Source organism: Psychrobacter sp. UBA3483 (genome assembly GCF_002377905.1).
GTDB lineage: Bacteria > Pseudomonadota > Gammaproteobacteria > Pseudomonadales > Moraxellaceae > Psychrobacter.
This window is the reverse complement of record NZ_DFQS01000019.1, coordinates 70,027-92,632: the sequence shown is the minus strand read 5'-3', so window position 1 is coordinate 92,632 and position 22,606 is coordinate 70,027. Positions and strand designations below refer to the sequence as shown.

At 46.1% G+C, this 22,606-nt stretch carries 16 protein-coding genes; 7 read left to right on the top strand and 9 right to left on the bottom strand.

Going from position 1 to position 22,606, the window contains the following annotated elements; all coding sequences use genetic code 11:
- Nucleotides 1–63 precede the first annotated feature (63 nt).
- The 4 genes from B2866_RS03660 to B2866_RS03645 all read left to right on the top strand — a co-directional run bounded on the left by B2866_RS03660 (nucleotide 64) and on the right by B2866_RS03645 (nucleotide 5,180).
- Nucleotides 64–825: a hypothetical protein gene (locus B2866_RS03660; protein ID WP_296190810.1), complete on the top strand. Its 762-nt coding sequence runs from the start codon at nucleotides 64–66 to the stop codon at nucleotides 823–825.
- Nucleotides 826–1,053: 228 nt separating this feature from the next.
- On the top strand, nucleotides 1,054–3,522 hold the full coding sequence (locus tag B2866_RS03655) for a YgiQ family radical SAM protein (protein WP_296190808.1): 2,469 nt from the start codon (nucleotides 1,054–1,056) through the stop codon (nucleotides 3,520–3,522).
- Nucleotides 3,523–4,014: 492 nt separating this feature from the next.
- Nucleotides 4,015–4,428 carry a hypothetical protein gene (locus B2866_RS03650; protein ID WP_296190806.1) on the top strand — a complete coding sequence of 138 codons (414 nt, stop codon included), beginning with the start codon at nucleotides 4,015–4,017 and terminating at the stop codon, nucleotides 4,426–4,428.
- Between the two features lie 248 nt (nucleotides 4,429–4,676).
- Nucleotides 4,677–5,180, top strand: a complete 504-nt coding sequence (locus B2866_RS03645; RefSeq protein WP_296190804.1) for a hypothetical protein — start codon at nucleotides 4,677–4,679, stop codon at nucleotides 5,178–5,180.
- A 60-nt stretch (nucleotides 5,181–5,240) separates the two neighbouring features.
- Here B2866_RS03645 and ligA read toward each other — a convergent pair whose 3' ends face one another.
- From ligA to B2866_RS03630, 3 genes are all read right to left on the bottom strand, one after another.
- Nucleotides 5,241–7,316 (bottom strand): NAD-dependent DNA ligase LigA, encoded by a 2,076-nt coding sequence (gene ligA, locus B2866_RS03640; protein WP_296190803.1) that lies wholly within the window; start codon nucleotides 7,314–7,316, stop codon nucleotides 5,241–5,243.
- 233 nt (nucleotides 7,317–7,549) lie between these two features.
- Nucleotides 7,550–8,572: a cell division protein ZipA C-terminal FtsZ-binding domain-containing protein gene (locus tag B2866_RS03635; RefSeq protein WP_296190801.1), complete on the bottom strand. Its 1,023-nt coding sequence runs from the start codon at nucleotides 8,570–8,572 to the stop codon at nucleotides 7,550–7,552.
- Nucleotides 8,573–8,798: 226 nt separating this feature from the next.
- Nucleotides 8,799–12,728, bottom strand: coding sequence for an AAA family ATPase (locus tag B2866_RS03630; protein WP_296190799.1), 3,930 nt, complete (start codon nucleotides 12,726–12,728; stop codon nucleotides 8,799–8,801).
- A 139-nt stretch (nucleotides 12,729–12,867) separates the two neighbouring features.
- On the opposite strand from B2866_RS03630, the gene B2866_RS03625 reads away from it, so the two are divergent.
- The gene (locus B2866_RS03625) at nucleotides 12,868–13,182 is read left to right on the top strand and encodes a DUF4298 domain-containing protein (protein ID WP_296190797.1); all 315 of its coding nucleotides are present in this window, start codon (nucleotides 12,868–12,870) and stop codon (nucleotides 13,180–13,182) included.
- Nucleotides 13,183–13,224: 42 nt separating this feature from the next.
- On the opposite strand, the gene B2866_RS03620 is transcribed toward B2866_RS03625, so the two are convergent.
- Both B2866_RS03620 and B2866_RS03615 read right to left on the bottom strand, forming a co-directional pair.
- Nucleotides 13,225–14,160, bottom strand: a complete 936-nt coding sequence (locus B2866_RS03620) for a hypothetical protein (protein ID WP_296190794.1) — start codon at nucleotides 14,158–14,160, stop codon at nucleotides 13,225–13,227.
- Nucleotides 14,161–14,211: 51 nt separating this feature from the next.
- Nucleotides 14,212–15,015 (bottom strand): sulfite exporter TauE/SafE family protein, encoded by an 804-nt coding sequence (locus tag B2866_RS03615; protein WP_296190867.1) that lies wholly within the window; start codon nucleotides 15,013–15,015, stop codon nucleotides 14,212–14,214.
- A 215-nt stretch (nucleotides 15,016–15,230) separates the two neighbouring features.
- On the opposite strand from B2866_RS03615, the gene B2866_RS03610 reads away from it, so the two are divergent.
- Nucleotides 15,231–16,259, top strand: a complete 1,029-nt coding sequence (locus B2866_RS03610; protein ID WP_296190792.1) for a biotin--[acetyl-CoA-carboxylase] ligase — start codon at nucleotides 15,231–15,233, stop codon at nucleotides 16,257–16,259.
- A gap of 59 nt (nucleotides 16,260–16,318) precedes the next feature.
- Entirely contained in the window at nucleotides 16,319–17,047 is a 729-nt protein-coding gene (locus B2866_RS03605; protein WP_200661590.1) for a pantothenate kinase, read from the top strand.
- 200 nt (nucleotides 17,048–17,247) lie between these two features.
- Here the strand turns inward: B2866_RS03605 and B2866_RS03600 are convergent, their stop codons facing one another.
- The 4 genes from B2866_RS03600 to B2866_RS03585 form a co-directional block, all read right to left on the bottom strand.
- A complete protein-coding gene (locus B2866_RS03600) occupies nucleotides 17,248–18,435 on the bottom strand; it encodes an isovaleryl-CoA dehydrogenase (RefSeq protein ID WP_296190787.1) in 1,188 nt (395 codons plus the stop codon).
- 190 nt (nucleotides 18,436–18,625) lie between these two features.
- Nucleotides 18,626–19,546, bottom strand: a complete 921-nt coding sequence (locus B2866_RS03595; RefSeq protein WP_296190785.1) for a hydroxymethylglutaryl-CoA lyase — start codon at nucleotides 19,544–19,546, stop codon at nucleotides 18,626–18,628.
- 36 nt (nucleotides 19,547–19,582) lie between these two features.
- Nucleotides 19,583–21,706, bottom strand: a complete 2,124-nt coding sequence (locus B2866_RS03590; protein WP_296190783.1) for an acetyl-CoA carboxylase biotin carboxylase subunit — start codon at nucleotides 21,704–21,706, stop codon at nucleotides 19,583–19,585.
- Between the two features lie 56 nt (nucleotides 21,707–21,762).
- On the bottom strand, nucleotides 21,763–22,569 hold the full coding sequence (locus tag B2866_RS03585; RefSeq protein ID WP_296190781.1) for an enoyl-CoA hydratase/isomerase family protein: 807 nt from the start codon (nucleotides 22,567–22,569) through the stop codon (nucleotides 21,763–21,765).
- Nucleotides 22,570–22,606 lie beyond the last annotated feature (37 nt).

Sequence of the window (22,606 nt, the reverse complement as noted above, 5' to 3'; positions counted from 1 at the left end):
CAACGAATGTTTGGCATTAAATGCTAGATAAATTAACAACCGTATAGCAGACAAGGAAGCCTCATGATAAGTAAAAAGATACCGCCTAGTGATACCAATAAGAATGCTCAGACCCTATCTAAGTTATTAAACCCAAAAACCTTATTAACAGGCGCATCACTTGCGGCATTGCTTGCCAGCTCAGGCTGCGCCACCAGCTCTTTATTAGAAAGTGACAATCACGTCAGCACCAAAACTAGCAAGCAAGTCTTATCTGAAGACCAAATTGTGGCTTTTGGTCGTCCTGCCCAAGCATTGCCAAAAACGCCCAACGCCACCATGGTCATCGTCGGTGAAAAGAACAGCTATGTGCTGACCCAAGGCGGCACGGAAATGATTGGCTTATTAAGCAATCTGACGCCAAAGAACCTTCACGTCGATAACGACATGAGTTTTTATGTGCCCAACAATGATGGCTATTTTCAGGGTGAAATGAAACTGTCGTATGCCAAGTTAAAAGATGAATTCCAGCGCTCAGATTATCAATTCTTTTTGCAAAATAATGGTCGCGACTGTACTTCAGCCAGCGACCAACGCATCAATGCCCAGCGCTTTTGCTTTAGCGTGCCTGTTAAAGGCGCTATCTATCCACAAGTGAGTAATTTAAGCTTGATTCAATCTAACTACCGCGCTTTAAGCAAACCTTATACGGTCAGTTTTTATACTCAAAGCCAGCAACAACAAGTGTCTCGTAGCGGTGCCAATACTGCGCAAAAGCTGGTGTTACTGCCCTTTGCCCTTGCTTTTGATGTCGTTACCTTTCCCTTCCAACTATTAGAACAATAAACTTTTTGGCTTAATTCATACATAAACAAAGAAGGGTTGTTAACGTTTAATAATCCTTTTTTATATATATTACCTTACGCTATCAATAACTTATCGTTAATCCTTTATCAGCGTTTATCACATCCTGAGCGTAATTCATGTTAAAATGAGCGCTTTTAAATAAGCCGTTGTTTATAAATAACGATAACGGCTTTTTTAGTGCCACTTTTTTAATTAACAGGTCCGCTCATGTCTGCCGATACCATCGCCCGTACCGCCTTTAAACAAGGCACCAAACCCCTTTACGACTACGACAAACATTGGGCGAGCTGCTATGAGCCTGCGCCCTATTTGCCAATGAGCCGCAAAGAGATGGATGAGCTTGGCTGGGATGCCTGTGATGTCATCATCATCTCAGGCGATGCCTATGTCGACCACCCAAGCTTTGGTATGGCGATTATCGGTCGTTTATTAGAAGCTCAAGGCTTTCGCGTCGGTATCATTGCCCAGCCAGATTGGAAAAGCAAAGATGCCTTTATGGAGCTTGGTAAACCGGTTTACGCCTATGGCGTGACCGCGGGTAACATGGATAGCATGATTAACCGTTATACCGCTGACCGTAAAATCCGTAGCGATGATGCGTATTCGCCCGGTAACGTGGCTGACAAACGCCCTGACCGCGCGGCCATCGTTTATAGCCAGCGCTGCCGCGAAGCTTATCCTGATGTGCCCATTATTTTGGGCGGCATCGAAGGCAGCTTACGCCGTATCGCCCATTATGATTATTGGTCGGATAAAGTCCGTCGCAGTATCTTAATCGATGCCCGCGCCGATGTTTTATTATACGGTAATGCTGAGCGTGCCATCGTTGATGTGGTGCATGGCTTATCAAAAGGTTACACCTTTGAGCAAATGAGCAGTTTGCGCGGTACAGCGTATTTACTGACCCCAACCCGTCGCCATTGGCAAGCGGGCATGACCGAGGTTGCCAGTAATGACGTCGATACCGTTGGCCGCGTTGATCCCATTATTAATCCATATGTGATGACGGAAGACGTTGACCAGTGTTCGATCGAGCAAGATAAGACTAGCCCTTCACCCGTTGGACAAGCTACATCAGCAATGACAGGCATGTCAGCCCAATATGCAAAACAGTATCAAGGTTTTGTCGCCGAACCCGTGACCAATAAAGTATTGAATGCTGAGCAAGTTGATGAAGACACGCAAGTAGTGCAAATGCGTGGCTTTGATAAACCACAAACCGCACGTAAACATAAACTTAAAATGCCGCCGCGTGAGCAAACGGTCATTCGCCTGCCTGATTATGAGCACGTCAAAGCTGACCCAGTGTTGTACGCGCATGCCAACCGTATATTACACCTTGAAACCAATCCGGGTAACGCGCGTGCTTTAGTGCAGCGTCATAGTAGCGGCGCTGGTAACTCGCATACCTCGATTGACGTTTGGCTCAATCCGCCACCGATTCCACTCTCAACCGAAGAGATGGATTACGTTTTTGATTTGCCGTACGCGCGTCTGCCGCATCCAAGCTATGGTGATGCGCGCATCCCTGCTTATGACATGATTAAATTTTCGGTCAATATCATGCGTGGCTGTTTTGGCGGTTGTACGTTTTGTTCAATCACCGAGCACGAAGGTCGTATTATTCAAAACCGCTCAGAAGAATCTATCTTGCGTGAAGTCGAAGCGATTCGTGATACGGCGCCAAACTTTACCGGCGTCATCTCCGACCTTGGTGGTCCGACCGCCAATATGTATCGCCTCAACTGTAAAGACGAAACCATTGAAAAGAACTGCCGTAAGCCATCTTGTGTCTATCCTGACGTCTGCGATAACTTGATTACCGATCACAGTAATTTGACCCAGCTCTATCGTAAAGCGCGTGATATCAAAGGCGTGAAAAAAATCCTGATTGCTTCAGGTTTGCGTTATGACTTAGCGATTAAAGACCCTGAATACGTCAAAGAATTGGTCAGCCATCATGTTGGCGGTTATCTAAAGATTGCTCCTGAGCATTCTGAAGAAGCGGTACTGTCAAAAATGATGAAACCTGGCATGGGCAACTACGATAAATTCAAAGCCATGTTTGAGCAGTACAGCCAAGAGGCCGGTAAAGAGCAGTATCTGATTCCGTACTTTATCGCCGCTCACCCCGGCACTAGAGACGAGGATATGATGAATCTTGCGCTGTGGCTAAAAAGTCATGGCTACCGCGCTGACCAAGTTCAGGCGTTTTATCCGAGTCCGATGGCGACCGCAACCACCATGTACCATACGCATAAAGACCCGCTGCATAAGGTGAGCCGCAGTGAGGGCGATATGGATATCGTCAAATCTGGCAAGCAGCGTAAACTGCATAAAGCTTTCTTGCGCTATCACGACCCAAAAAACTGGGTCATGCTGCGTAAAGCGCTGCAAGATATGGGACGTGGGGATTTGATCGGTAAAGGTCGTGGCTGCCTAATCCCGCCATTTAACGCCAGTTTAGAAGGTCGCGACGCGGCGCAAGACAGCTATCAATCGGCGCGTAAAAAGAACAGCCGCTTGGGTAATGACTCGGTGAAACGCAGCAACAATAGTCCTAACGCTGCAAAAAACACCTCGGGTAAAAGCGCATCGAGCAAAAATCACAAAAAAGTCAGTAAAGGCAACTTCCAAACTCAGCATACAGGTCTGCCACCGCGCAAAACTAAATAGTTTCATACGAAGTAATTAAGCAGCTGTTAACGTTTTTTTGTCTTAACCATGCCCCAATTAAAGCGCCTATCGGCTCAGCCGTCGATAGGCGCTTTTTTATGTCTTGGCCATTGAATACATTGGCTTTTCTAAATAACTGTTTGAGCTTATAGTCAAAATATCCTAAAAACGCGACGGTATTACTGATATCAATTTTTTGTAACCTCTGTCTGCGCAGCCACAGCAAGCAAGAAAAATTGATATCAGCAGTGTGTGATGTATTAACATTACTTTTCACTCACTATAGTTATTTTACAAAGGCTATTAAGGACAGCGTTACATTAATCAGTGTTTAAGTAACTTAACGAACATGTAACAAACAATTTCTAACATTCTCTAGAAAGTCTTTTCGTTAACATAGGCGCTATATGCATAAGGCGCCGTTAAAAAGCGCATGATTAGAAAAAGCATAGTCAAAAAATACCTGCTAATTTTACATTTTTGGAGAATGCCATGAATACCCTAACCAAAGTTGCTGTTGCCTTACCTGCTCTAGCGTTACTTAGTGCCTGTGCGACCACCGCACCTACTACACCAAACAAGACCCCCGCGTCAGAAAGCGTGACTGATGTCGCCTATGACCGTATGGCGCCCGCCCCTTATACTTGTACCGATGACAGCAAAATCTTAGCAAAACAATCAATCAATAAAAAACAAGTCATGCTAAATGCGACTTTACCTAAAGTAAACTGGGCAGACCAACCTATCATTTTAAATGGTGGCGTCCAAGGTGATACGGCAAGCTATGTCAATGAGTCAAACCCAGAAGTGGTCTATGCGTGGCATATGAAAGGCGATAAAGGTATCCTTGCAATGAAATGGGCAAACGGTAAAGAATACCAAGTAAACTGTCAAATAGGCAGATAATGATTTTGGTTTAATTGTTCATTAATAATGATAAACCTATCATTGTTAAACTTAGCATCATATAAACAGTCATCGAATGATGGCTGTTTTTTTATGGTCGCAAATTTAAAACTGTACTCGCCAATGCTTTATTCTATTATGCTAGAGAAGCAACGCGAAAACTGGCAAAATAGCGCTGATAACAATTGCATGATAATCAATAATAAAAGGATACTTCGATGGTTAAGCGCCTCATAAGTATAATGATAATGACTAGTTTAGGCTTGGCGACACTAATAGGCTGTGATAATAGCGCCAACAATGCTGATAGCACTGCTAAATCTTCTGCTACGCAAACATCTGACGCGGCAGACGTGCATACTATCGACTGGTCACTGGTCGCAAGCGGCGAAAAAGCTGTTGACCCTGCCAATTATGAATATCCGTTTGCGCTTGATAGCCAAAATGTGCGCGATTATGCGGAGTATTTCGGTGTGGATAATGCCACGGCTCAGCACAATCTGACCGTAAGTATGGCAAGCAATGAAGCCCTCTCAAAAGTACTCGATCAGCTTAGCGAAACCTATACTTCGCATGAGCTGACCGATGATAAAGAGATAAAACTTATTATTCATACCACTTCCGATGTCGCTGCCAGTCGCTATAATTATGTGCTGTCAGATGACTTTGCGAAAGGATTGGTATTACCTATCGTGATTCAGCCAGATAGGAAGAAGGGTGAGGTTAAGGCGCATGGAAAAATGGCGGAGTAGTAGTTTAATTTGTAGGGTGCGCTAGGCTTACCCTACTGTCTCTGTTTTAACAGTTCTCTCCTACTCTCCAACCATCGCCAAAAACTCTTCCTCACCCACCACTTTCACACCCAATTTTTCTGCTTTGGTCAGTTTGGAGCCAGCTTTATCACCTGCCAATAGCGCGGTGGTTTTTGTCGAGATGCTACCGGAAACTTTGGCACCGAGCGCTTGCAGTTTGGCTTTGGCTTCATCGCGCGCCATACTATCGAGCGCGCCCGTAATGACCCACGTTTGACCATCAAGCGGCAATCCCTCTGACACTATCTGTTCAACCTTATCCCAATGCACGCCTGCTTCGCGTAATGCGGTGATGACTTCGATATTGTGCGGTGCACGGAAGAATTCATGGATAAGCTCAGCGGTGATCGCGCCGACGTCAGGCGTTTGTAGGAGCTTGTCGATATCTGCTGCCATCAGGCGATCAAGGTCGCCAAATTGCTGCGCCAAATTCTGCGCCGTCGTCTCACCGACACCGCGAATACCCAGCGCATAAATAAAGCGTGCCAGCGTCGTCTGTTTACTGGCTTCGATAGCGTTAACGATGTTTTGCACCGATTTTTCGCCCAATTTTTCAAAATTAATCAGCTCGTCCGTATGTTTATGTAACTGATAGATATCGGCGACGGTCTTGACCAAGCCATGCTCAAAAAAGCTAATCAGCCAACTTGCGCCTAAGCCATCGATATCCATCGCCCGACGCGAGACAAAATGAATGAGGGCTTCAGTCTGCTGGGCGGGACAAAACAAACCACCGGTACAGCGCGCCAAGGCCTCATCTTCTGGTAGCACTACAGGCGAGTCGCAGACAGGACAGGTCGCTGGCAATGTAACGGGCTCTGAATCTGCTGGACGTTGATCAACCCAAACGCGGGTGACTTTAGGGATGACATCGCCTGCACGGTGCACGCTGACCATATCGCCTGCGCGCACATCCAAGCGCTGAATTTCACCAAAGTTATGCAAGGTGACATTGCTAACGGTGACGCCGCCGACTTTGACAGGTTCGAGCTTGCCGACTGGGGTGATTTGTCCGGTGCGTCCGACTTGCCATTCGATATCATTTAGACGCGTCATCACCGTTTCGGCAGGGAATTTATAGGCGGTTGCCCAGCGCGGCTCACGCGATAAAAAACCAAGTTGCTGCTGCAATGCTAAGTTATTAACCTTGATGACCATGCCATCAATTTCAAACGGCAGCTGACTACGGGTTGCAATCATCGACTCATAATAGGCCTGTGCTTCTCGAGGGTTCTGCACCACTCTCACCGCGCTGACGCTAAAACCTATGTAACCAAGCCAAGCCAAGGCGGCTGATTGAGTATCGATGCTCTCAGGTAGACCTTGATTGACTGAATAACAATAAAAAGCCAGCGGACGACTAGCAGCAATAGCAGGGTCAAGCTGACGTAAGCTACCAGCAGCGGCATTACGGGGATTGGCAAAGGTTTTATCGCCCTTTTCTTCCGCTAAGCGATTGAGACGCTCAAAACCAGCTTTTGGCATCAGCACTTCACCGCGTACTTCTAACAATGGAATCTCGCTTGCAGCAGTAAGCCAAAGCGGCAGATTGCGAATGGTTTTGGCATTTTGGGTGATATCCTCGCCCGTTTGCCCGTCACCGCGTGTCACTGCTTGCACAAACTTTCCATACTCGTATTTGAGTGAAACCGCCAAGCCATCAAGCTTTAGCTCCATCTCGTATTCAGGATTTTTCTGCGCATCATTGAGGCGATCATTGACGCGGCGCATAAAGCCATGCAGCTCGTCATAATCAAAGACATTGCCAAGCGATAGCATGGGTACGTCGTGTCTGACTTGGGTAAAGGCGGACAGCGGCGTGTCGCCAACTTGATTGATTGGACTGTCCGGCTGTCTTAAATCAGGATACGCTTCTTCAAGTTCCAATAAAGAGCGCCGCAGCTGATCGTATTCGCTGTCTTCTAAAATCGGATTATCGAGCACATAATAAGCATAATTATGCGTTTTTAAAGTATCAATGAACGTGCGCATTTGAGCAATGATGGCAGCAGCATTGTCTGCAGATTGGGTATCAGCAGTATTCTTAGAAGCAGTGGGTACAATAGGATCAGTCATAGTCGGCGTCTTTTTTTTGCAATTCAAGATGCCGATATGATAACAAGTTTGCAGGTTAGTCGGATATGATTTTGTAGAAAACCCATTCTGTTAAAAACTAAGTTTATAAAAAATCGGGCGAATGCAATGCTCTGCAATCAAAGCTTAAAAATTAAAAAAGGCAAATAACGTTAAGCGCTATTTGCCTTTTAAAATGCTTTAGGAATAATTTTAACTGTTTATCTATTCAGATTTTACCCTTCATAATCGCGAACTTGGTTACGCAATTGCTGTTTATATTCTGGGGTAATGGGGTCGTTTTCTTCATCGAGCATCACGGCGTCCAAATCGCTTGCCATCATATAGGCAATACTCATCATACTATCAAAGCTGCGTAGCGCTTGCGGATGCGGCAACGATAAAAATAGCACCACGCCATTGTAAGTATTGGTTGCCACGCTATGCGGGTCAAAAGGTGCGATACCACTATCAGTAATGCCCATCATACTAAACCACAGCATGCCGGTGCCGTCTTTTTGCTCATAGCGATGGAACATATTCATCGCGCCGTAACGCAAACCATATTTATCCACCAACGCTAGCAAATCACGCCCACGAATCACCGCTGCTGGGCGGTCGCGATACTGATGCGGCAAGATAGTGATATTGATATTGTCTTTGGCATTGATTAACGGACCGTTTTGCGCCTCATCAACTGGCTCTGAGAGATGCTGATCGAGGATTGGGCTATTATTATCAAAGCTTGGCTCATCAGCGGTATCAATGACTGGCATCAAACTGTCCGTCGCTGACATAAGACTTGAAAATGCGTCCGGCTCTTGCTCGATATGCATCTGCTCAGCCGCTTCGGTAAACTCGCTGTTGTCTTCTCGCTGCTGCTCTTCTTGCCAGCGTGCATAGTCGGCGTCATCTATCATGCCGCTATCATTATTAATGTCATTAATATCGTGGCGGGCAGCAGTTAGTTGGGTATCGACATTGCTATGAGATTGGGGCAATGGCTCTTCTTCGACCACGGCATTGAGATAACTACGATCAGGGGCGATACTGGTTTCGCCTGCCACCGTATCGTCCAAGTCTGGCTGCTCGACGATATTGCGCTCATGACGCGGAATAATGGGTATACCGTTTTTATCATAATTGACCGCGGCAGCCTCAGCAGTTTTGCGCCGTTTAAAGCTGCGAATGACCATAAATAGCCCTGCAAGCACGATAAATGCGGCAATGGCGATCAAGATAAACTGGATAGCGGTCATGAGAAATACATCCTAATATATGACAAAAGGGAGAGTACAAGTGCGAAGAAATGGCAATAGTCTAGCATGGCTAATGCATATCGTCACCATATAGTCAGCGTTTATCATTGGCTCTGAAGCCTTCGCTGACTAATTTTCCGACTACTCGCCTGACTTTAAATGCTAATCCTAACTATACCACTGACCATCACTTGTCGTTATTAATTATTTTGCTACTAGGCTACTCTTAATCAGAAAGGTAGCTTGCCGCTTCATCTAGCGACACACTTACCAAGGTAGAGATCCCCGCGCTTGGCATGGTGACGCCTTTTAACTCATCAGCAATCTGCATCGTCAGCTTATTATGACTGATAAAAATAAACTGCAAATCATCTGCCAACTCATTTATCAAGCTGGTAAAACGGGCGACGTTAGCGTCATCAAGCGGCGCGTCGACTTCATCAAGCACACAAAACGGCGCTGGATGCTGCTTAAATATGGCAAAAATTAAACTTAGCGCGGTCAATGTTTTTTCGCCACCTGACAGTACCGCAAGGCGACTATTGCGTTTGCCCTTTGGCTGTGCCATCAACGTTAGCCCGGCCCGCCACTGCTCTGACTTTGGCGCATTGGCAGGCATATCGTCCGTATTGAGGGTTAAGCTTGCTTGCCCGCCGCCAAAGACTTTAGCAAATAAATTGGCAAGCTCATTATTGACCGCATCAAGCGTCTGCATAAATAGCGTCTTGGTCGTCTCATCAATCGAAGCAATCGCTTCCGTCAGCGTTTGCATACTAGCGGCAATATCGGCTGTTTGCTGCGCAAGTGGCTCTAAGCGCTCATTAACTTCTGCCAACTCTGCTACAGCGGCAAGATTGACCGCGCCTATTTTGCTTAGTTGCTGCTCAAGTTTCGTACGTTCGGACTCCAGTTCAGCGATTTTATCTGGACGCACACGTCGATCATGAGCGATAAAATCTGCCAATAAGTTTGATACGCTCATCACTTGTTGCTTATGCTGATGCTGCGACATCTTTGATTGCGCTTGATATTTATGGCTGGCTTTATCATAAGCATCTAGCGCTTCTTGCGTATGATTACTGGCATCATCCAAACGCGCTTCGCTGAGTGCCAATTCTGTCGCAAGATTGGCAAGCTCGCCTTGCTGAATTTGCAAAGTATTTTGTAGCGTATCTAATTCGGTCTGCTGCTGATTATATTCCTCTTTAAGCGCTGCTAATGCCGTTTCGCGTGTGGTTAATACGGCCTGCTGCTCATCGCGCGCTTTCTGTGCGCTCTGCAATGCTGCTTGCAAGGCTGGCAGTTTAGCTTGCTGCTGCTCATGACGCGTTTTTAGACTCTGCTCGCTTTGCAGCGATTTATCATATTGCTCGGTTGCCCGTGCAAGACTACTCGCACTATGCTCTAAGCGCATCTCGCTCTGCTGAATACGCAGCTGCATTGCTTGCCAGGCGTCATCATCTACCTGCCGCGCGCGATTTAGCTCACTGCGCTCGTACTGTAATTGCTGACTTAATAAACGCGCATCGGCTATTTGCGGCGTTAGCGCTGCTATCTCACTTTGGATATGCTGCTGCTCATGAGTTAGGGTCTGCTGTTCTTGCTCTAATTCTTGTTGTTCCTGCTCAAGGGCAACTTTATCAGCATTGAGGCGTTGGCTGTCCGCTTGTAGGCGTTCTGCATTGGCGCGCTTAGTGGTAAGCTCTTGCTGGTATTGATGCTTATCGCGGGTTAATTGCTCAGCTTGCGCTCGCGTTTCCTCTAAGCTGACCGTTAGGGCATCATAGTTGCGTTGATTATTAGCAATCGCCTTTTGCTGGGCTTGTATTTTAGTTTCACACTCATCCAGCAAATCTTCTAACGCTTGTAAACGGCTGCGTTGCTGCAAACGCTGGCTTAAAAACTGATTATTGCTCTCACTTTGACCGTTTTGCGCGCCAACAAATTTGCTCAAATTAATCGTACCCTGACGACTGATAATCCAGCCATCAACTGTCAGTAAAATAGCTGATGATGGCAACACTTTTAAAGTCTCAGTCAAATCTTCTAACCTTTGCTGAGTATTAATTTCAGGTTGCGCGATATATAAATAACAGTGCTGCCAAAGTGCTAAGTTAGGGGCAATAATAAGCTGTGATAAAGGCCATACTTTATCAGTCAAAGTGCTTGGCAACTCACTAACAATTGGCTTTGTCTTTACATCATTTTGCTTGGCAGATAGCCATAGACTATGACCATTTTCTATCCGCGATTTATTCTTTGAATTGTCGTCCCCGTTTTGCGCAGCTTGATAAGTAAATACAGCTGTTAACTCCTGCTCAAGCGCTTGCCATAAGCTATTAGATTTTTGAGAGTCGTCATTAACTTTCTCATTACTCACTTGGCTAGCAACCAACACATGACTATCGAGCCACAACGCTAACACGCTATCGAGTAGCTCGGCGTGCTGTTGGCCTTTGGCACTTAGCTCAATCTGCTCACGTAATGTGGTAATGGCCAATTCGTTATAATCCTTGGCTATATCACTTTCTAAAGCAGTTTTTACGTTAGCAAGCTGTTGGGGTTTTGCTGTCGGTTTCGGATGCAATATTTGATGCAGGGTATCGTACTCGCCTGCCAGTACCGCATGACGTTTTTCATCCTCGCCTAACTCGCGCTGCTGCTTGTTTAAGCTCCGCTGCAACTCATGCGCTTGCGGTTGTAGCTCAGACAGACGCTCATCGATACTGTCTTGTTGGCGCCCAATCTGTTGCAGCTGTTTATTGAGCTCAGTCACTTGTGCATTTAACGTCTGCTGTAAATTGCTCGAATTACCTTTCTCACGTCCATCAACAATATCAATAGGTGCTAGCGACCGTTGTAGCTGCTGCCAGAGATTTTGCCAACTTTGTTGGCGGCGCTGCCATTTCTCATGGTTTTGCTGCTGGCGTTTTTGCGCTTGATTATTAATGGCTTGCTGCTGCTCAAGCGTACGAGCATTATCTTGCAGGCGGGATAGCTGATTTTGCGCGTCATGATAGGCGCGCTGTAAGGGCTGCTCGTTGCGTTTATGCATTTCGCGTTTATTGGTTAGCTCAATTAGCTGTGGGCGCAACTCTTCTAGTACATTTTGCTGCTCGGCTTGCTCGGTTTTTAAGCGCTCAATCTCGCTCACCGCTTGCTGACGCTGCTGCTCTAAACTGGTAAGTTGCTGGGCGATAGCGTTTAACTGTGATTTTGCGTCACTAAACTCATGCTCCGCTTGTTGATAGCTTAGCTGCTGCTGATAATGGCTGCTTTGCGCATCGTCTTTTAGCCACTGTTCTTGATTAATATGCGCCGCAAGCTTATCTTGTTTGGCTTTTAGCGCGTCATAACTGGCTTGTAAAACGGCAACTTCATTAGCACTGCGCTCATGAGCGATTTTTTGCTGCTGCTGACTATGCTTTGCTTGATAAAGCTGTTGAATAGCAAGCTGTTGCTTGATATCAGCAAGCGTTAATGCCAGCTCTTCATAACGCTCAGCACTGGCCGCTTGTTTAGACAGGCGCTTTTGTTGGCTGACCAGCTCGCTTTGCATATCGCGCAGACGTGCTAAATTGTCCTGCGTTTTCTCTAACTTTTTTTGCGTTTCTTCACGGCGCGCTTGATAGCGAGAAACGCCAGCCGCTTCTTCGATAAATTCGCGTAGCTGCAACGGGCTAGACTCAACAATACGCCCAATCATCCCCTGCTCGATGACCGCATAACTACGCGCGCCAAGCCCTGTGCCCAAGAACACATCGACCACATCACGGCGACGACAGCGCGTGCCATTGATAAAATAGTCTGAGCGCCCATCCAAATTTACCTGTCGGCGGACGGACAGCTCGTGATAGAGATTAAACTCATGGCGAATCCCCGTCTGCTCATCTTGCGTATGCTCAAAAGTCAGCTCAACGCTGGCGACACTTTTGGCTGCTTTATCTTGGGTGCCAGCAAAGATGACATCACTCATCGCCCCGCCGCGTAATTGCTTGGCGGAAGTTTCGCCCAATACCCAGCGAATGGCATCAATGACGTTGGATTTACCGCAGCCGTTTGGCCCGACAATGGCGGTGATACCATGACGGAAGGTAAAAGTGGTTGGATTGGCAAAGGATTTAAAGCCTGCCAGCTTGAGAGATTTTAGGCGCATGAAATATCGATAAACTTAGCAAAAACAGGCGGCTATTCTACCGCAAATTGTGACGAGTTTTTAGGGTTTGTGAAGGATGCTATAATAGGGCTGAGAATCTACATAATTCATCTAAAAAATAAAAATTAAGGCGATGACAATGACTAAAGACAATTTTGATAAATACGATCCGCAAGAACTACAACAAAAATATGAAGAATGGTGTGAGCTGCATCGTCAGCAGCTTGAGGCGCAGCAGCAGTTTGTGCGCGCTGAAGCCTTGCAAAATGAGTTGAAAGAGTATTATCTTAATCCGCAATGGATGACAGATCGTGAAGCGGATCTGCCCATTGAGCACTCAGGTAAAGCGCACTCAATCTTTAGTGAAGATGCGCTGTGGAGTATGCTCAGCGACCATGATGAGCTCGCCAGAAAGTGGATACGTTTGGGGCTTGATGCGATTGATAACAAATAAGCAGCTATTTCATCTAAAGTCGTGGTAGCTTTAGAATTATAGTCATAAGTGCATAAACGATTTTGATTGAAGGCTTTGATTGAAACCCTTGAGTAGTTTTTGCTCGACTTGGCAAGCCTCATTGTCATTCAAATAATGATTATTAAACTCAATCAGCGACTGCCAAGAGATGCTAGTAACTTCTAAACTAGCAGCTAATTTCAATAACTCAGGCTGTAATAAGTGTTGGTATTTCTCCGGCTTGCTTTGACACATAGCTATTTCTTGATTAATCATACTTTGCTTATCTCCCTTTACCACACTGCCGCCGATAAACAGTAGTAAAAACTTTGCACCTTTATCAATAAAGCCTATTTCTAATAAATACTTATACATTAAGCAGTACTTTAATATTTGGTCAGGGTTTTTCTTGCCATTAAGCTTCAATTCATTGGCAATCAGTATATTTGCCTTATGATTATAAGATAAATTATCCATGAACATAGCTTTTAGTTCGGTACTAAATTCAAAGATGCCGCTATTGCCATGAGTTGACCATGAGCCTATTTGATCAAATTCGATGAATTGCCCATAAAATAAATTTAGATAAATATCACTACATAAACTTAGAAAAATATCGAACTCTTTATTTAGATAATCCTCAGAAAAGAACTTTACGCGACGCACCGCTTCCCTAGCATTACAAATACCTATCATTTGCGTTGAATAAGTCTCTAATTGCTCAGACTCACTCATTTTTTGATTCAATTCTTTACTCACAGCTTGCTCGATTTCTTGCAAACTCTTATCTTTCAGCTCGGGAACCATTGCCCATTCAATAATCTGTCGTACATATTGCTTTTTGCTAATACCAAGAACACGTTGCGGCTCCCATACTAAAAACTCTACCATATTGGATAAACCAGTCGTCCATGGTATTTCATCTTTTAGATGACTAATTGAACCAAATACACGGCGATACTTTTCTGCTGCTTTCATTCAAAATTGTTCCTAAATTGGCGTGCTAATTTTTATTTAAATTTGAGAGTATTAAATCACCCCAATCCCGCTTAACAAAAGCTGCCCGCCAGCAAATAACAGCAGCACGCCAAAAGCGCGTTTCAGCGTCTGTGCGGGCAATACATGGGCGAGTTTGGCGCCAACTTTTGCCATCGCAAAGCTAGCGACAGATATGCATAAAAAGCCCGTGATATGGACAAAGCCTATCGTGCCCTCAGGCAGATTGACCACGTCTTGACCGAACCAGGCAAAGCCTGCCGCGCCTGCCAATGCAATCGGTAAGCCGCAAGCAGCAGACGTACCGACCGATTGTTTCATCGGCAATCCTGCCCAGTTTAAAAACGGCACGGTCAAACTACCGCCGCCAATCCCAAAAATAGATGACGCTAGACCAATGCCTGTCCCTGCCCCAAATTGAATGCCAGCTGACGGTAACGGCTTACCCAATTGTTCTTTATTAGACAAAAACAGCATCTTTAAAGCGACCAATAACGCGCCAACACCGATAATGGCTTGCAATACCTTACCGTCAATCATATCGGCGATACCGGCGCCGACCAAACTGCCGATGACCAAACCCAATGCCATTTTGCGCCACACTTCCCAGCGTACGCCGCCGCGCTTATTATGTGCCGTTAAAGAGCTGATAGAGGTCACCACAATCGTCGCAAGTGACGTGCCAATCGCCAAATGGGTGACCACTTCGGGTGAAAAATGATAAGCGGTGAAAATCCATACCAATGCTGGCACGATAATCATGCCGCCACCAACGCCAAATAAACCCGCACTGACACCCGCAAACGCCCCCGCTATCACAAACCACACATATAACATCATTAAATCGGCCTTTTATTCTGCGTCTTTTTTATTAAAATCATCTAATCGTATAATTGTATAATCTTATAGTCATTTGGACATCACACGCTCAATCGCATTTGCCAAATCATAATCTGACCTTTATGCTGTCGGCTTTGTATTATTAATGAGCAACAATCGCTCAGTATATCAAAGTTTACCTACGCCAATTTACCCCATCGACGAAACTTATTATGCCGCCATTTGACTCATCATCTGACTCTTTGTCTGCCTATTCCTCTGATGCATTTGAGTCATTAGAGCTTGAGCATTTACCTAAGCTTAACCATCGCCACCTTGCGAGTAGTGGCTCGACCAATAGTGAGCTGATAACAGCGCTGCAACATGGCCGCCTAAATGCAGCCGAGATGCACCTACTAACAGCAGAAACCCAAAGCGCTGGTCGCGGGCAACACGGGCGCTCGTGGCAATCGCCACGTGGCAATGTCTACCTGTCGTTATATCATCCCGTGCACATGCCGATTAGCGGTTTATTGTCGCTGATTATCGGCGTTGAATTGGCAAAAATGCCTGTTATTCAAGTGCTAAACGAGCAATTGCGCGCGCAAGGATTGACAGCAATCGGGGTAAAATGGGCCAATGATTTGGGCTTTTATTCACACCAATACTCAAAGCAATATTCTCATCAAAATCATACTGAATTGAATAACGCCGCTTTAAAGTCGCTTGAGTCTACCAAACAAACCCTACCCTTTAATAAACTCGCTGGCATCTTAATAGAACCCGTAACAAAAGCAGGGAAATTGGTCGGTATAGTGATGGGCGTGGGTCTAAATGTGCAGGCTACGCCTAAGCTCACCGCGCAAACTTGCGAGGGCATGAGTTATCAGGCGATTAGCTTACGAGATATTTGTGCCATGCTTGAGCCAAAAACACAGACTATCCCACTTCTAGACCTAAAAACGCTTTATCAGCAAATGAGTGAAGCTTTAATAGCAGCGATGACCCGCTTTGAGTATTTAGGATTGGAGAAGCCAACCGGGCAGCGTTATTATTTGGACAGTTTTTTGGCGCAGTTTGACGCGATGGATGCATTGGCAGGGCTACGCTTGCGCGTCACCCAAGATTATAATGGTCATATCGAGACGCTGACCGGTTATGCATGCGGTCTTGATACACATGGATGTTTGCAATTACGTGAATATAACGGTAAGATTTCTGCGCTTTTTACCGGTCGTATTGATGTGATTGGTGACGCTTAAACCTTTGAAAACCATATTTAAAAAACCATACTGAACGAGCACCATATAAAGGGATTTTTATGCTCTGGTTAGATCTTGGCAATACCCGTCTTAAATACTGGCTCACCGATGATATCGGGCAGATAGTCGCGCACGATGCCAAGCAGCATTTGCAAGCGCCTGCCGAACTGCTCATGGGTCTAACCGATCGTTTTGCGCGTTATGCGCCGGATTTCATTGGGATTTCCTCAGTATTGGGCGACGACTTAAATATTAAAGTGTCTGAAACCTTGAGCCGTCTGAATATCCCGTTTGAATTTGTCCACGTCGATGCTGAGCATGCCTTGATGCAAAGCGCCTATAATGACGAACAGCTCGGCTGCGATCGCTGGCTACAGATGCTGGGTGCGGTGGATAAGAAAAAACGTCAATGTGTGATTGGCTGCGGTACGGCGGTGACGATTGATTTGATTGATCACGCTGAGCACTTAGGCGGTTATATTTTCCCTAGCATCTATCTGCAACGTGAGTCGTTATTTTCTGGTACCAAGCAAATTACTATCTCTAATGGCACTTTTGATAGCGTGAGCCCCGGTATCAACACAAAAGACGCCGTCCATCGCGGCATTATGTTGTCCATCGTTGGCGCGATTAATGAAATCAGTAACCGTTATCCAAACTTTGAGCTCATCATGACCGGCGGTGATGCCCATATCATTGCGCAACATATCAATCGTTCGGTGCGTATGCGCGATGATTTATTATTAAATGGTCTGGCGCGTTATTTTGACCATAGTAAACAGGCTTAGGGCGTTATAATTTTTATACATTAAAAAAGCAGGACGTTTTAAGCGACCTGCTTTTTTATTTCTAGTTTATTCGATTTAAAAACGATGTTAGGTGCTCATGGGATGATTTTTTCGCAGCCTCTGTCACGCCTGCGAACAGCAAGCAAGAAAAAATTAGCCCATGAGCAAGAGTTTAGTATATAAAGAACATTCTATAATCTCTACTTAGTCTCGTTAAATAGCTCACGACCGATTAGCATCCGGCGAATCTCACTGGTACCCGCGCCAATCTCATACAGCTTGGCATCACGCCAGTAACGGCCGAGTGGATACTCATTGGTATAGCCATTGCCACCAAAGATTTGAATGCCCTCGCCTGCCATCCACGTGGCTTTTTCGGCACACCATAAAATCACACTGGCACAATCTTTGCGCACTTCTCGGCTATGACCGGCGCCGCGTTGATCGAGCATATCGAGATTTTTACCGACCGTATATAAGAAGCTACGCCCCGCCTGTAGGATGGTATACATATCGGCGACTTTACCTTGGATAAGCTGGAACTCACCAATCGCTTGCCCAAATTGCTTACGGTCATGGATATAAGGGACGACGTTGTCCATCACCGCTTGCATGATACCGATAGGACCTGCGGCCAATACCGCGCGCTCATAATCAAGACCACTCATCAGCACTTTGACGCCTTCACCAACGCCGCCCAAGATATTTTCTTTGGGCACTTCAACATTATCAAAAGTCATCTCACCAGTATGACTACCGCGCATGCCCAGTTTGTCGAGCTTTTGCGCCGTACCAAAGCCTTTCATGCCTTTTTCAACGATAAAGGCCGTCATGCCTTTGGCACCTAGCTCTGGACTGGTTTTGGCATAAACCACCATTACGTCAGCATCAGGACCATTGGTAATCCACATTTTGCTGCCATTTAGCACATAATAACCGCCTTTTTCTTCGGCTTTGAGCTTCATGCTAACCACGTCTGAGCCAGCACCCGTTTCACTCATGGCGAGTGCGCCGACGAATTCACCACTGATGAGCTTGGGCAGATATTTTTGCTTTTGTTCCTCTGAGCCATTACGTTTGATTTGGTTGATACACAGGTTTGAATGCGCGCCATAGCTCAGTGCTACAGAGGCAGAAGCCCGGCTAATCTCTTCCATCGCCACCATATGCGCGACGTAACCCATGTCAGATCCGCCGTACTCTTCAGGAACGGTAATACCATGCAGACCGAGCTCGCCCATTTTTTGCCATAAATCCATTGGGAACTCATCGCTGCTGTCGATTTCGCTTGCACGCGGGGCAATTTCTTTTGCCGCAAACTGCTGCACCACATCACGTAATGCATCAATATCTTCGCCAAGCTGAAAATTTAATCCAGGTAAACTCATAGCCATTCCTTGTATATAAAAGTTTTAAATCTTAAAAATTTAGATCCATTTAAAAAGAGACCATATAGCTGGTAAAAATTTTTATCGCTTGCTGTGCGACTGCGTCACTCCAGAGGCTTCAAAAAATTTATACCAGCTATCTATTCATTTATTTCTGTTCATTTAGCTTATGACTGGCTTTATTTTTTAGTTAAGACTGACGTTTATTAATCAGCGCACGTGCCACGCTTGAACCATTGCGCCGACCCAAGAATTCACTGATACGCTCGCCAGCTACCACCAATTTATCCAAATCAATACCCGTGTGGATGCCCATACCGTGCAGCATATAAACGACGTCTTCGGTGGCGACATTGCCGGTTGCACCTTTGGCATACGGACAACCGCCAAGCCCAGCGACGGAGGTATCAAATTCACTGACGCCCATCTGCAAGGCGGCTAACGTATTACTGACGGCTTGACCATAAGTATCATGGAAATGCCCTGATAGCATGCTAATATCAGTGTATTCTAATGCAGCTTGTAGCGCACGCTGTACTTTTAATGGCGTACCAACACCAATGGTATCAGCGATACCAATCTGCTCAGCGCCAATCTCAACCAAACGCTTAGTGACATACGCCACTTGGCTAGGAGCAATCTCACCTTCATAAGGGCAACCGACTGTGCAAGAGATGACGCCGCGCACTTTGATGCCCTGCGCTTTTGCCGCAGCAGCAACGGGCGCAAAACGCTCGATGCTCTCATCGATACTGCAATTGATGTTTTTTTGGCTAAAGGTTTCACTGGCTGAGCCAAAGATAACGATTTCATCGGGGCAATGCACGATGGCATTGTCAAAACCGCGCATATTTGGCACCAGTACCGAGTAACAAACCTCATCATGACGGGTGGGGGCAAGTGCTTCGAGCAGCGCGCTATTGTCGCCCATTTGCGGCACCCATTTTGGTGAGACAAAGCTGGTCACCTCAAGCTTTTTCACGCCTGCTGCAATTAAGTCGTCGATCAACGCTTGCTTAACCTGAGTTGGCACCGTCATGGACTCGTTTTGCAAGCCATCACGCGGGCTAACATCAACGATTCTGACGTGATCTGGGTACGAATGGCTCATGGTTATTATCCTTTCATTGTTCTAATACTTCGGCTCTTAAGCTTCGCTAGCTTCCGTGTCAATACGCAGTAACTCATCACCATCAGCAACCGAATCACCCGCCGCAAATAACAATTCTGCCACCACGCCGTCAGTTGGTGCGGTAATGGTATGTTCGATTTTCATCGCTTCGATAACGGCAAGTGGGTCGCCCTTTTTTACGTTATCGCCAACGGCCACTTTAAAGGCAACGACCTGTCCTGGCATCGGTGATTTCAAGCTACCGACAGCAGCAGTCTCTTCACCGACATGTGCCATGATATCAATCAGCGTAATCTCATCTCGACCGCTATCGGTGAACACATAAACGGTCTCATTATGTACCCAACTTTGAGCGCTAATACGTGCACCTTCTAGCCATAAAGTATGATTGTGTGCATCACTGCTAGCGTAGCTGACTTCACCTTCATAAACACTTTCTGTCTGAGCGGCTACATTGACATTATCTTGAGTATCGTTACTCGCGACCTCTTTTTCAATGATCAACGTAAAGCTGCTGGTATTTTCGGCACCTTTTTTACTATCCGAACTATTTGCATTGTGCCAGTTGCTAATACGCGCTTGGTACGCCTGCTCATCATAAACCAAGCTAAACGAGCGTGTGTAATCGCTATAAGCACGGAAACCAGTCGGCTTACTGAATGGATCAATAGTTGTGTCTTGTGCTGCGCTTTCACTGGTAAGTTGCTGCGTAATAGCAGTCACGACGAGTGTCGATAAATCAAGCGGATGCTGATTAAACAGCTCATCCGCCTCACGCTCGATAAGCGCCGTATCCAAATTGGCTTGGCTAAACGACTCAGTATTCAATATATAGCGCAAAAACGCCACGTTATTTGGCAAACCAACGATACGCGTTTGAGCGAGTGCGCGGTCGAGCTTTGCCAATGCTTGCTCACGCGTTGGTGCATGCACGATCAGCTTTGCAATCATAGAATCATAGAACGGGCTAATCACATCGCCCTCGCGTACGCCATCATCAATACGCACATCGGTACCGCTTTTATTAATAACAAAGGTGCTGTGCTCAGGCTTTTGATAGGTAAATAAAGTACCCGTTGCTGGCAAAAAGCCATTATCAGGATTTTCAGCGCAGATACGCGCTTCGATCGCATGCCCATTAATCACCAGCTCGTCTTGCTTTTTCGGTAATGGTTTACCTGCTGCGACCAACAATTGCCATTCGACCAAATCGACACCCGAAATCGCTTCACTAACCGGATGCTCCACTTGCAGGCGGGTATTCATCTCCATAAAATAAAAATTCATCGTGCCTTCGCGCTGCTCCACGATAAACTCAACCGTGCCTGCACCAAAATAATTAACCGCACGCGCCGCTTCGATAGCTGCTGTTCCCATCGCTTCACGCATGGCAGCGTCAACACCGGGTGCTGGTGCTTCCTCTAATACCTTTTGATGGCGGCGCTGTACCGAGCAATCTCGCTCAAACAAATGCACATAATTACCATGCGTATCGCCAAATACTTGAATCTCGATATGGCGTGGTTTTAGGGCGTACTTTTCGACCAATACTTGATCATTCCCAAAGCTGGTAATGGCTTCGCGGCGACATGAGTCTAATAAATCAATAAAGTCGCTACTCTCTTCAACGATACGCATACCTTTACCGCCACCACCTGCACTGGCTTTAATCAGTACCGGATAGCCAATGCTGTCTGCTTGCTGCTGCAAGAATTCTGCTTCTTGGTTTTCACCATGGTAACCTGGTATCAATGGTACGCCAGCCGACTCCATCAAGCGCTTGGATTCAGATTTACCGCCCATCGCCCGAATAGCGTCCGCCGATGGACCAATAAAGACCAGACCAGCATCTTGACAGGCCTGCGCAAAATCCGCATTTTCACTTAAAAAGCCATAGCCCGGATGGATTGCTTCTGCACCAACATCGAGAGCAATCGCAATGATAGCATCGCCTTTTAGGTAGCTGTCTTTGGGGGATGAACCACCCAAATAAACCGCTTCATCACAGACAGCGACATGCTTGGCCTCACGGTCAGCATCAGAATAAACAGCGACGGTACGGATACCCATGCGCTTGGCAGTCGCGGCAACACGGCAGGCAATTTCACCACGGTTGGCAATTAGAATTTTAGAAAACATAACTATCCCTGTAACTTATCGTTTTTATTTATCGGCTTGACTATCGTTTTTTACTACTAATCTGCAGTCAACCAATCAGGCTTGCGCTTTTGCAAAAAGGCTTGCACGCCTTCCTTACCTTGCTCTGATGAGCGAATATCAGCAATACCTTTGACGGTGTCAGCAATTAGCTTATCGGTAATCGGTGCACCCGCGACTTCATGCAATAAACGCTTGCAGGTCTTAACCGCCTCGGGGCTGTTTTTAACCACTTTATCGCAGAATGCTGCGACCGCATCGTCAAGTGATTCTTCGCTGACGCGCTCATGGATAAAGCCAAGCTGCCGCGCCTTTTTGGCATCGAACACTTCTGCACTTAAGAAATAACGCTGTGAGGCTCGTGCGCCCAATGCTTTTATCACATAAGGGCTAATGGTGGCAGGCGCCAGTCCTAAACGCACTTCGCTTAAGCAAAAATTGGCAATTTTAACCGCGATGGCCACATCACAGACGGCAACTAAGCCCATACCGCCTGCATAAACATCCCCTTGAATAGCAGCAACGGTTGGCTTAGGGCATTCATAGATAGTTTTGAGCATTTGCGCCAACTTATCGGCATCGGCTAGATTTTCTTCATAGCTATAATCTGCCATCGCCCGCATCCAATTGAGATCAGCGCCCGCACAGAATGCTTTGCCTGCAGCTGCTAAGACAATGACACGCACATTATCATCAGTAGCAAGCGTGGTAAAAGCTTCAGTCAACTCGGCAATCATTTCATCGTTAAAGGCGTTACGTATCTCAGGACGGTTTAATATCACCGTCGCGACGTGCTGTTCAATTTCGACCAGTAGGCTTTTATAATTATTCAGATTTTTTCGCATAACCTTCTCTATTTTTTATATACGTGAAATGCTTGCC

What these genes read in the sequence shown, in the direction of transcription:
- B2866_RS03660 (WP_296190810.1), top strand. Translation starts at nt 64, where the DNA reads ATGATAAGTAAAAAGATACCGCCTAGTGATACCAATAAGAATGCTCAG.
- B2866_RS03655 (WP_296190808.1), top strand. Translation starts at nt 1,054, where the DNA reads ATGTCTGCCGATACCATCGCCCGTACCGCCTTTAAACAAGGCACCAAA.
- B2866_RS03650 (WP_296190806.1), top strand. Translation starts at nt 4,015, where the DNA reads ATGAATACCCTAACCAAAGTTGCTGTTGCCTTACCTGCTCTAGCGTTA.
- B2866_RS03645 (WP_296190804.1), top strand. Translation starts at nt 4,677, where the DNA reads ATGACTAGTTTAGGCTTGGCGACACTAATAGGCTGTGATAATAGCGCC.
- ligA (WP_296190803.1), bottom strand. Translation starts at nt 7,316, where the DNA reads ATGACTGATCCTATTGTACCCACTGCTTCTAAGAATACTGCTGATACC.
- B2866_RS03635 (WP_296190801.1), bottom strand. Translation starts at nt 8,572, where the DNA reads ATGACCGCTATCCAGTTTATCTTGATCGCCATTGCCGCATTTATCGTG.
- B2866_RS03630 (WP_296190799.1), bottom strand. Translation starts at nt 12,728, where the DNA reads ATGCGCCTAAAATCTCTCAAGCTGGCAGGCTTTAAATCCTTTGCCAAT.
- B2866_RS03625 (WP_296190797.1), top strand. Translation starts at nt 12,868, where the DNA reads ATGACTAAAGACAATTTTGATAAATACGATCCGCAAGAACTACAACAA.
- B2866_RS03620 (WP_296190794.1), bottom strand. Translation starts at nt 14,160, where the DNA reads ATGAAAGCAGCAGAAAAGTATCGCCGTGTATTTGGTTCAATTAGTCAT.
- B2866_RS03615 (WP_296190867.1), bottom strand. Translation starts at nt 15,015, where the DNA reads ATGTTATATGTGTGGTTTGTGATAGCGGGGGCGTTTGCGGGTGTCAGT.
- B2866_RS03610 (WP_296190792.1), top strand. Translation starts at nt 15,231, where the DNA reads ATGCCGCCATTTGACTCATCATCTGACTCTTTGTCTGCCTATTCCTCT.
- B2866_RS03605 (WP_200661590.1), top strand. Translation starts at nt 16,319, where the DNA reads ATGCTCTGGTTAGATCTTGGCAATACCCGTCTTAAATACTGGCTCACC.
- B2866_RS03600 (WP_296190787.1), bottom strand. Translation starts at nt 18,435, where the DNA reads ATGAGTTTACCTGGATTAAATTTTCAGCTTGGCGAAGATATTGATGCA.
- B2866_RS03595 (WP_296190785.1), bottom strand. Translation starts at nt 19,546, where the DNA reads ATGAGCCATTCGTACCCAGATCACGTCAGAATCGTTGATGTTAGCCCG.
- B2866_RS03590 (WP_296190783.1), bottom strand. Translation starts at nt 21,706, where the DNA reads ATGTTTTCTAAAATTCTAATTGCCAACCGTGGTGAAATTGCCTGCCGT.
- B2866_RS03585 (WP_296190781.1), bottom strand. Translation starts at nt 22,569, where the DNA reads ATGCGAAAAAATCTGAATAATTATAAAAGCCTACTGGTCGAAATTGAA.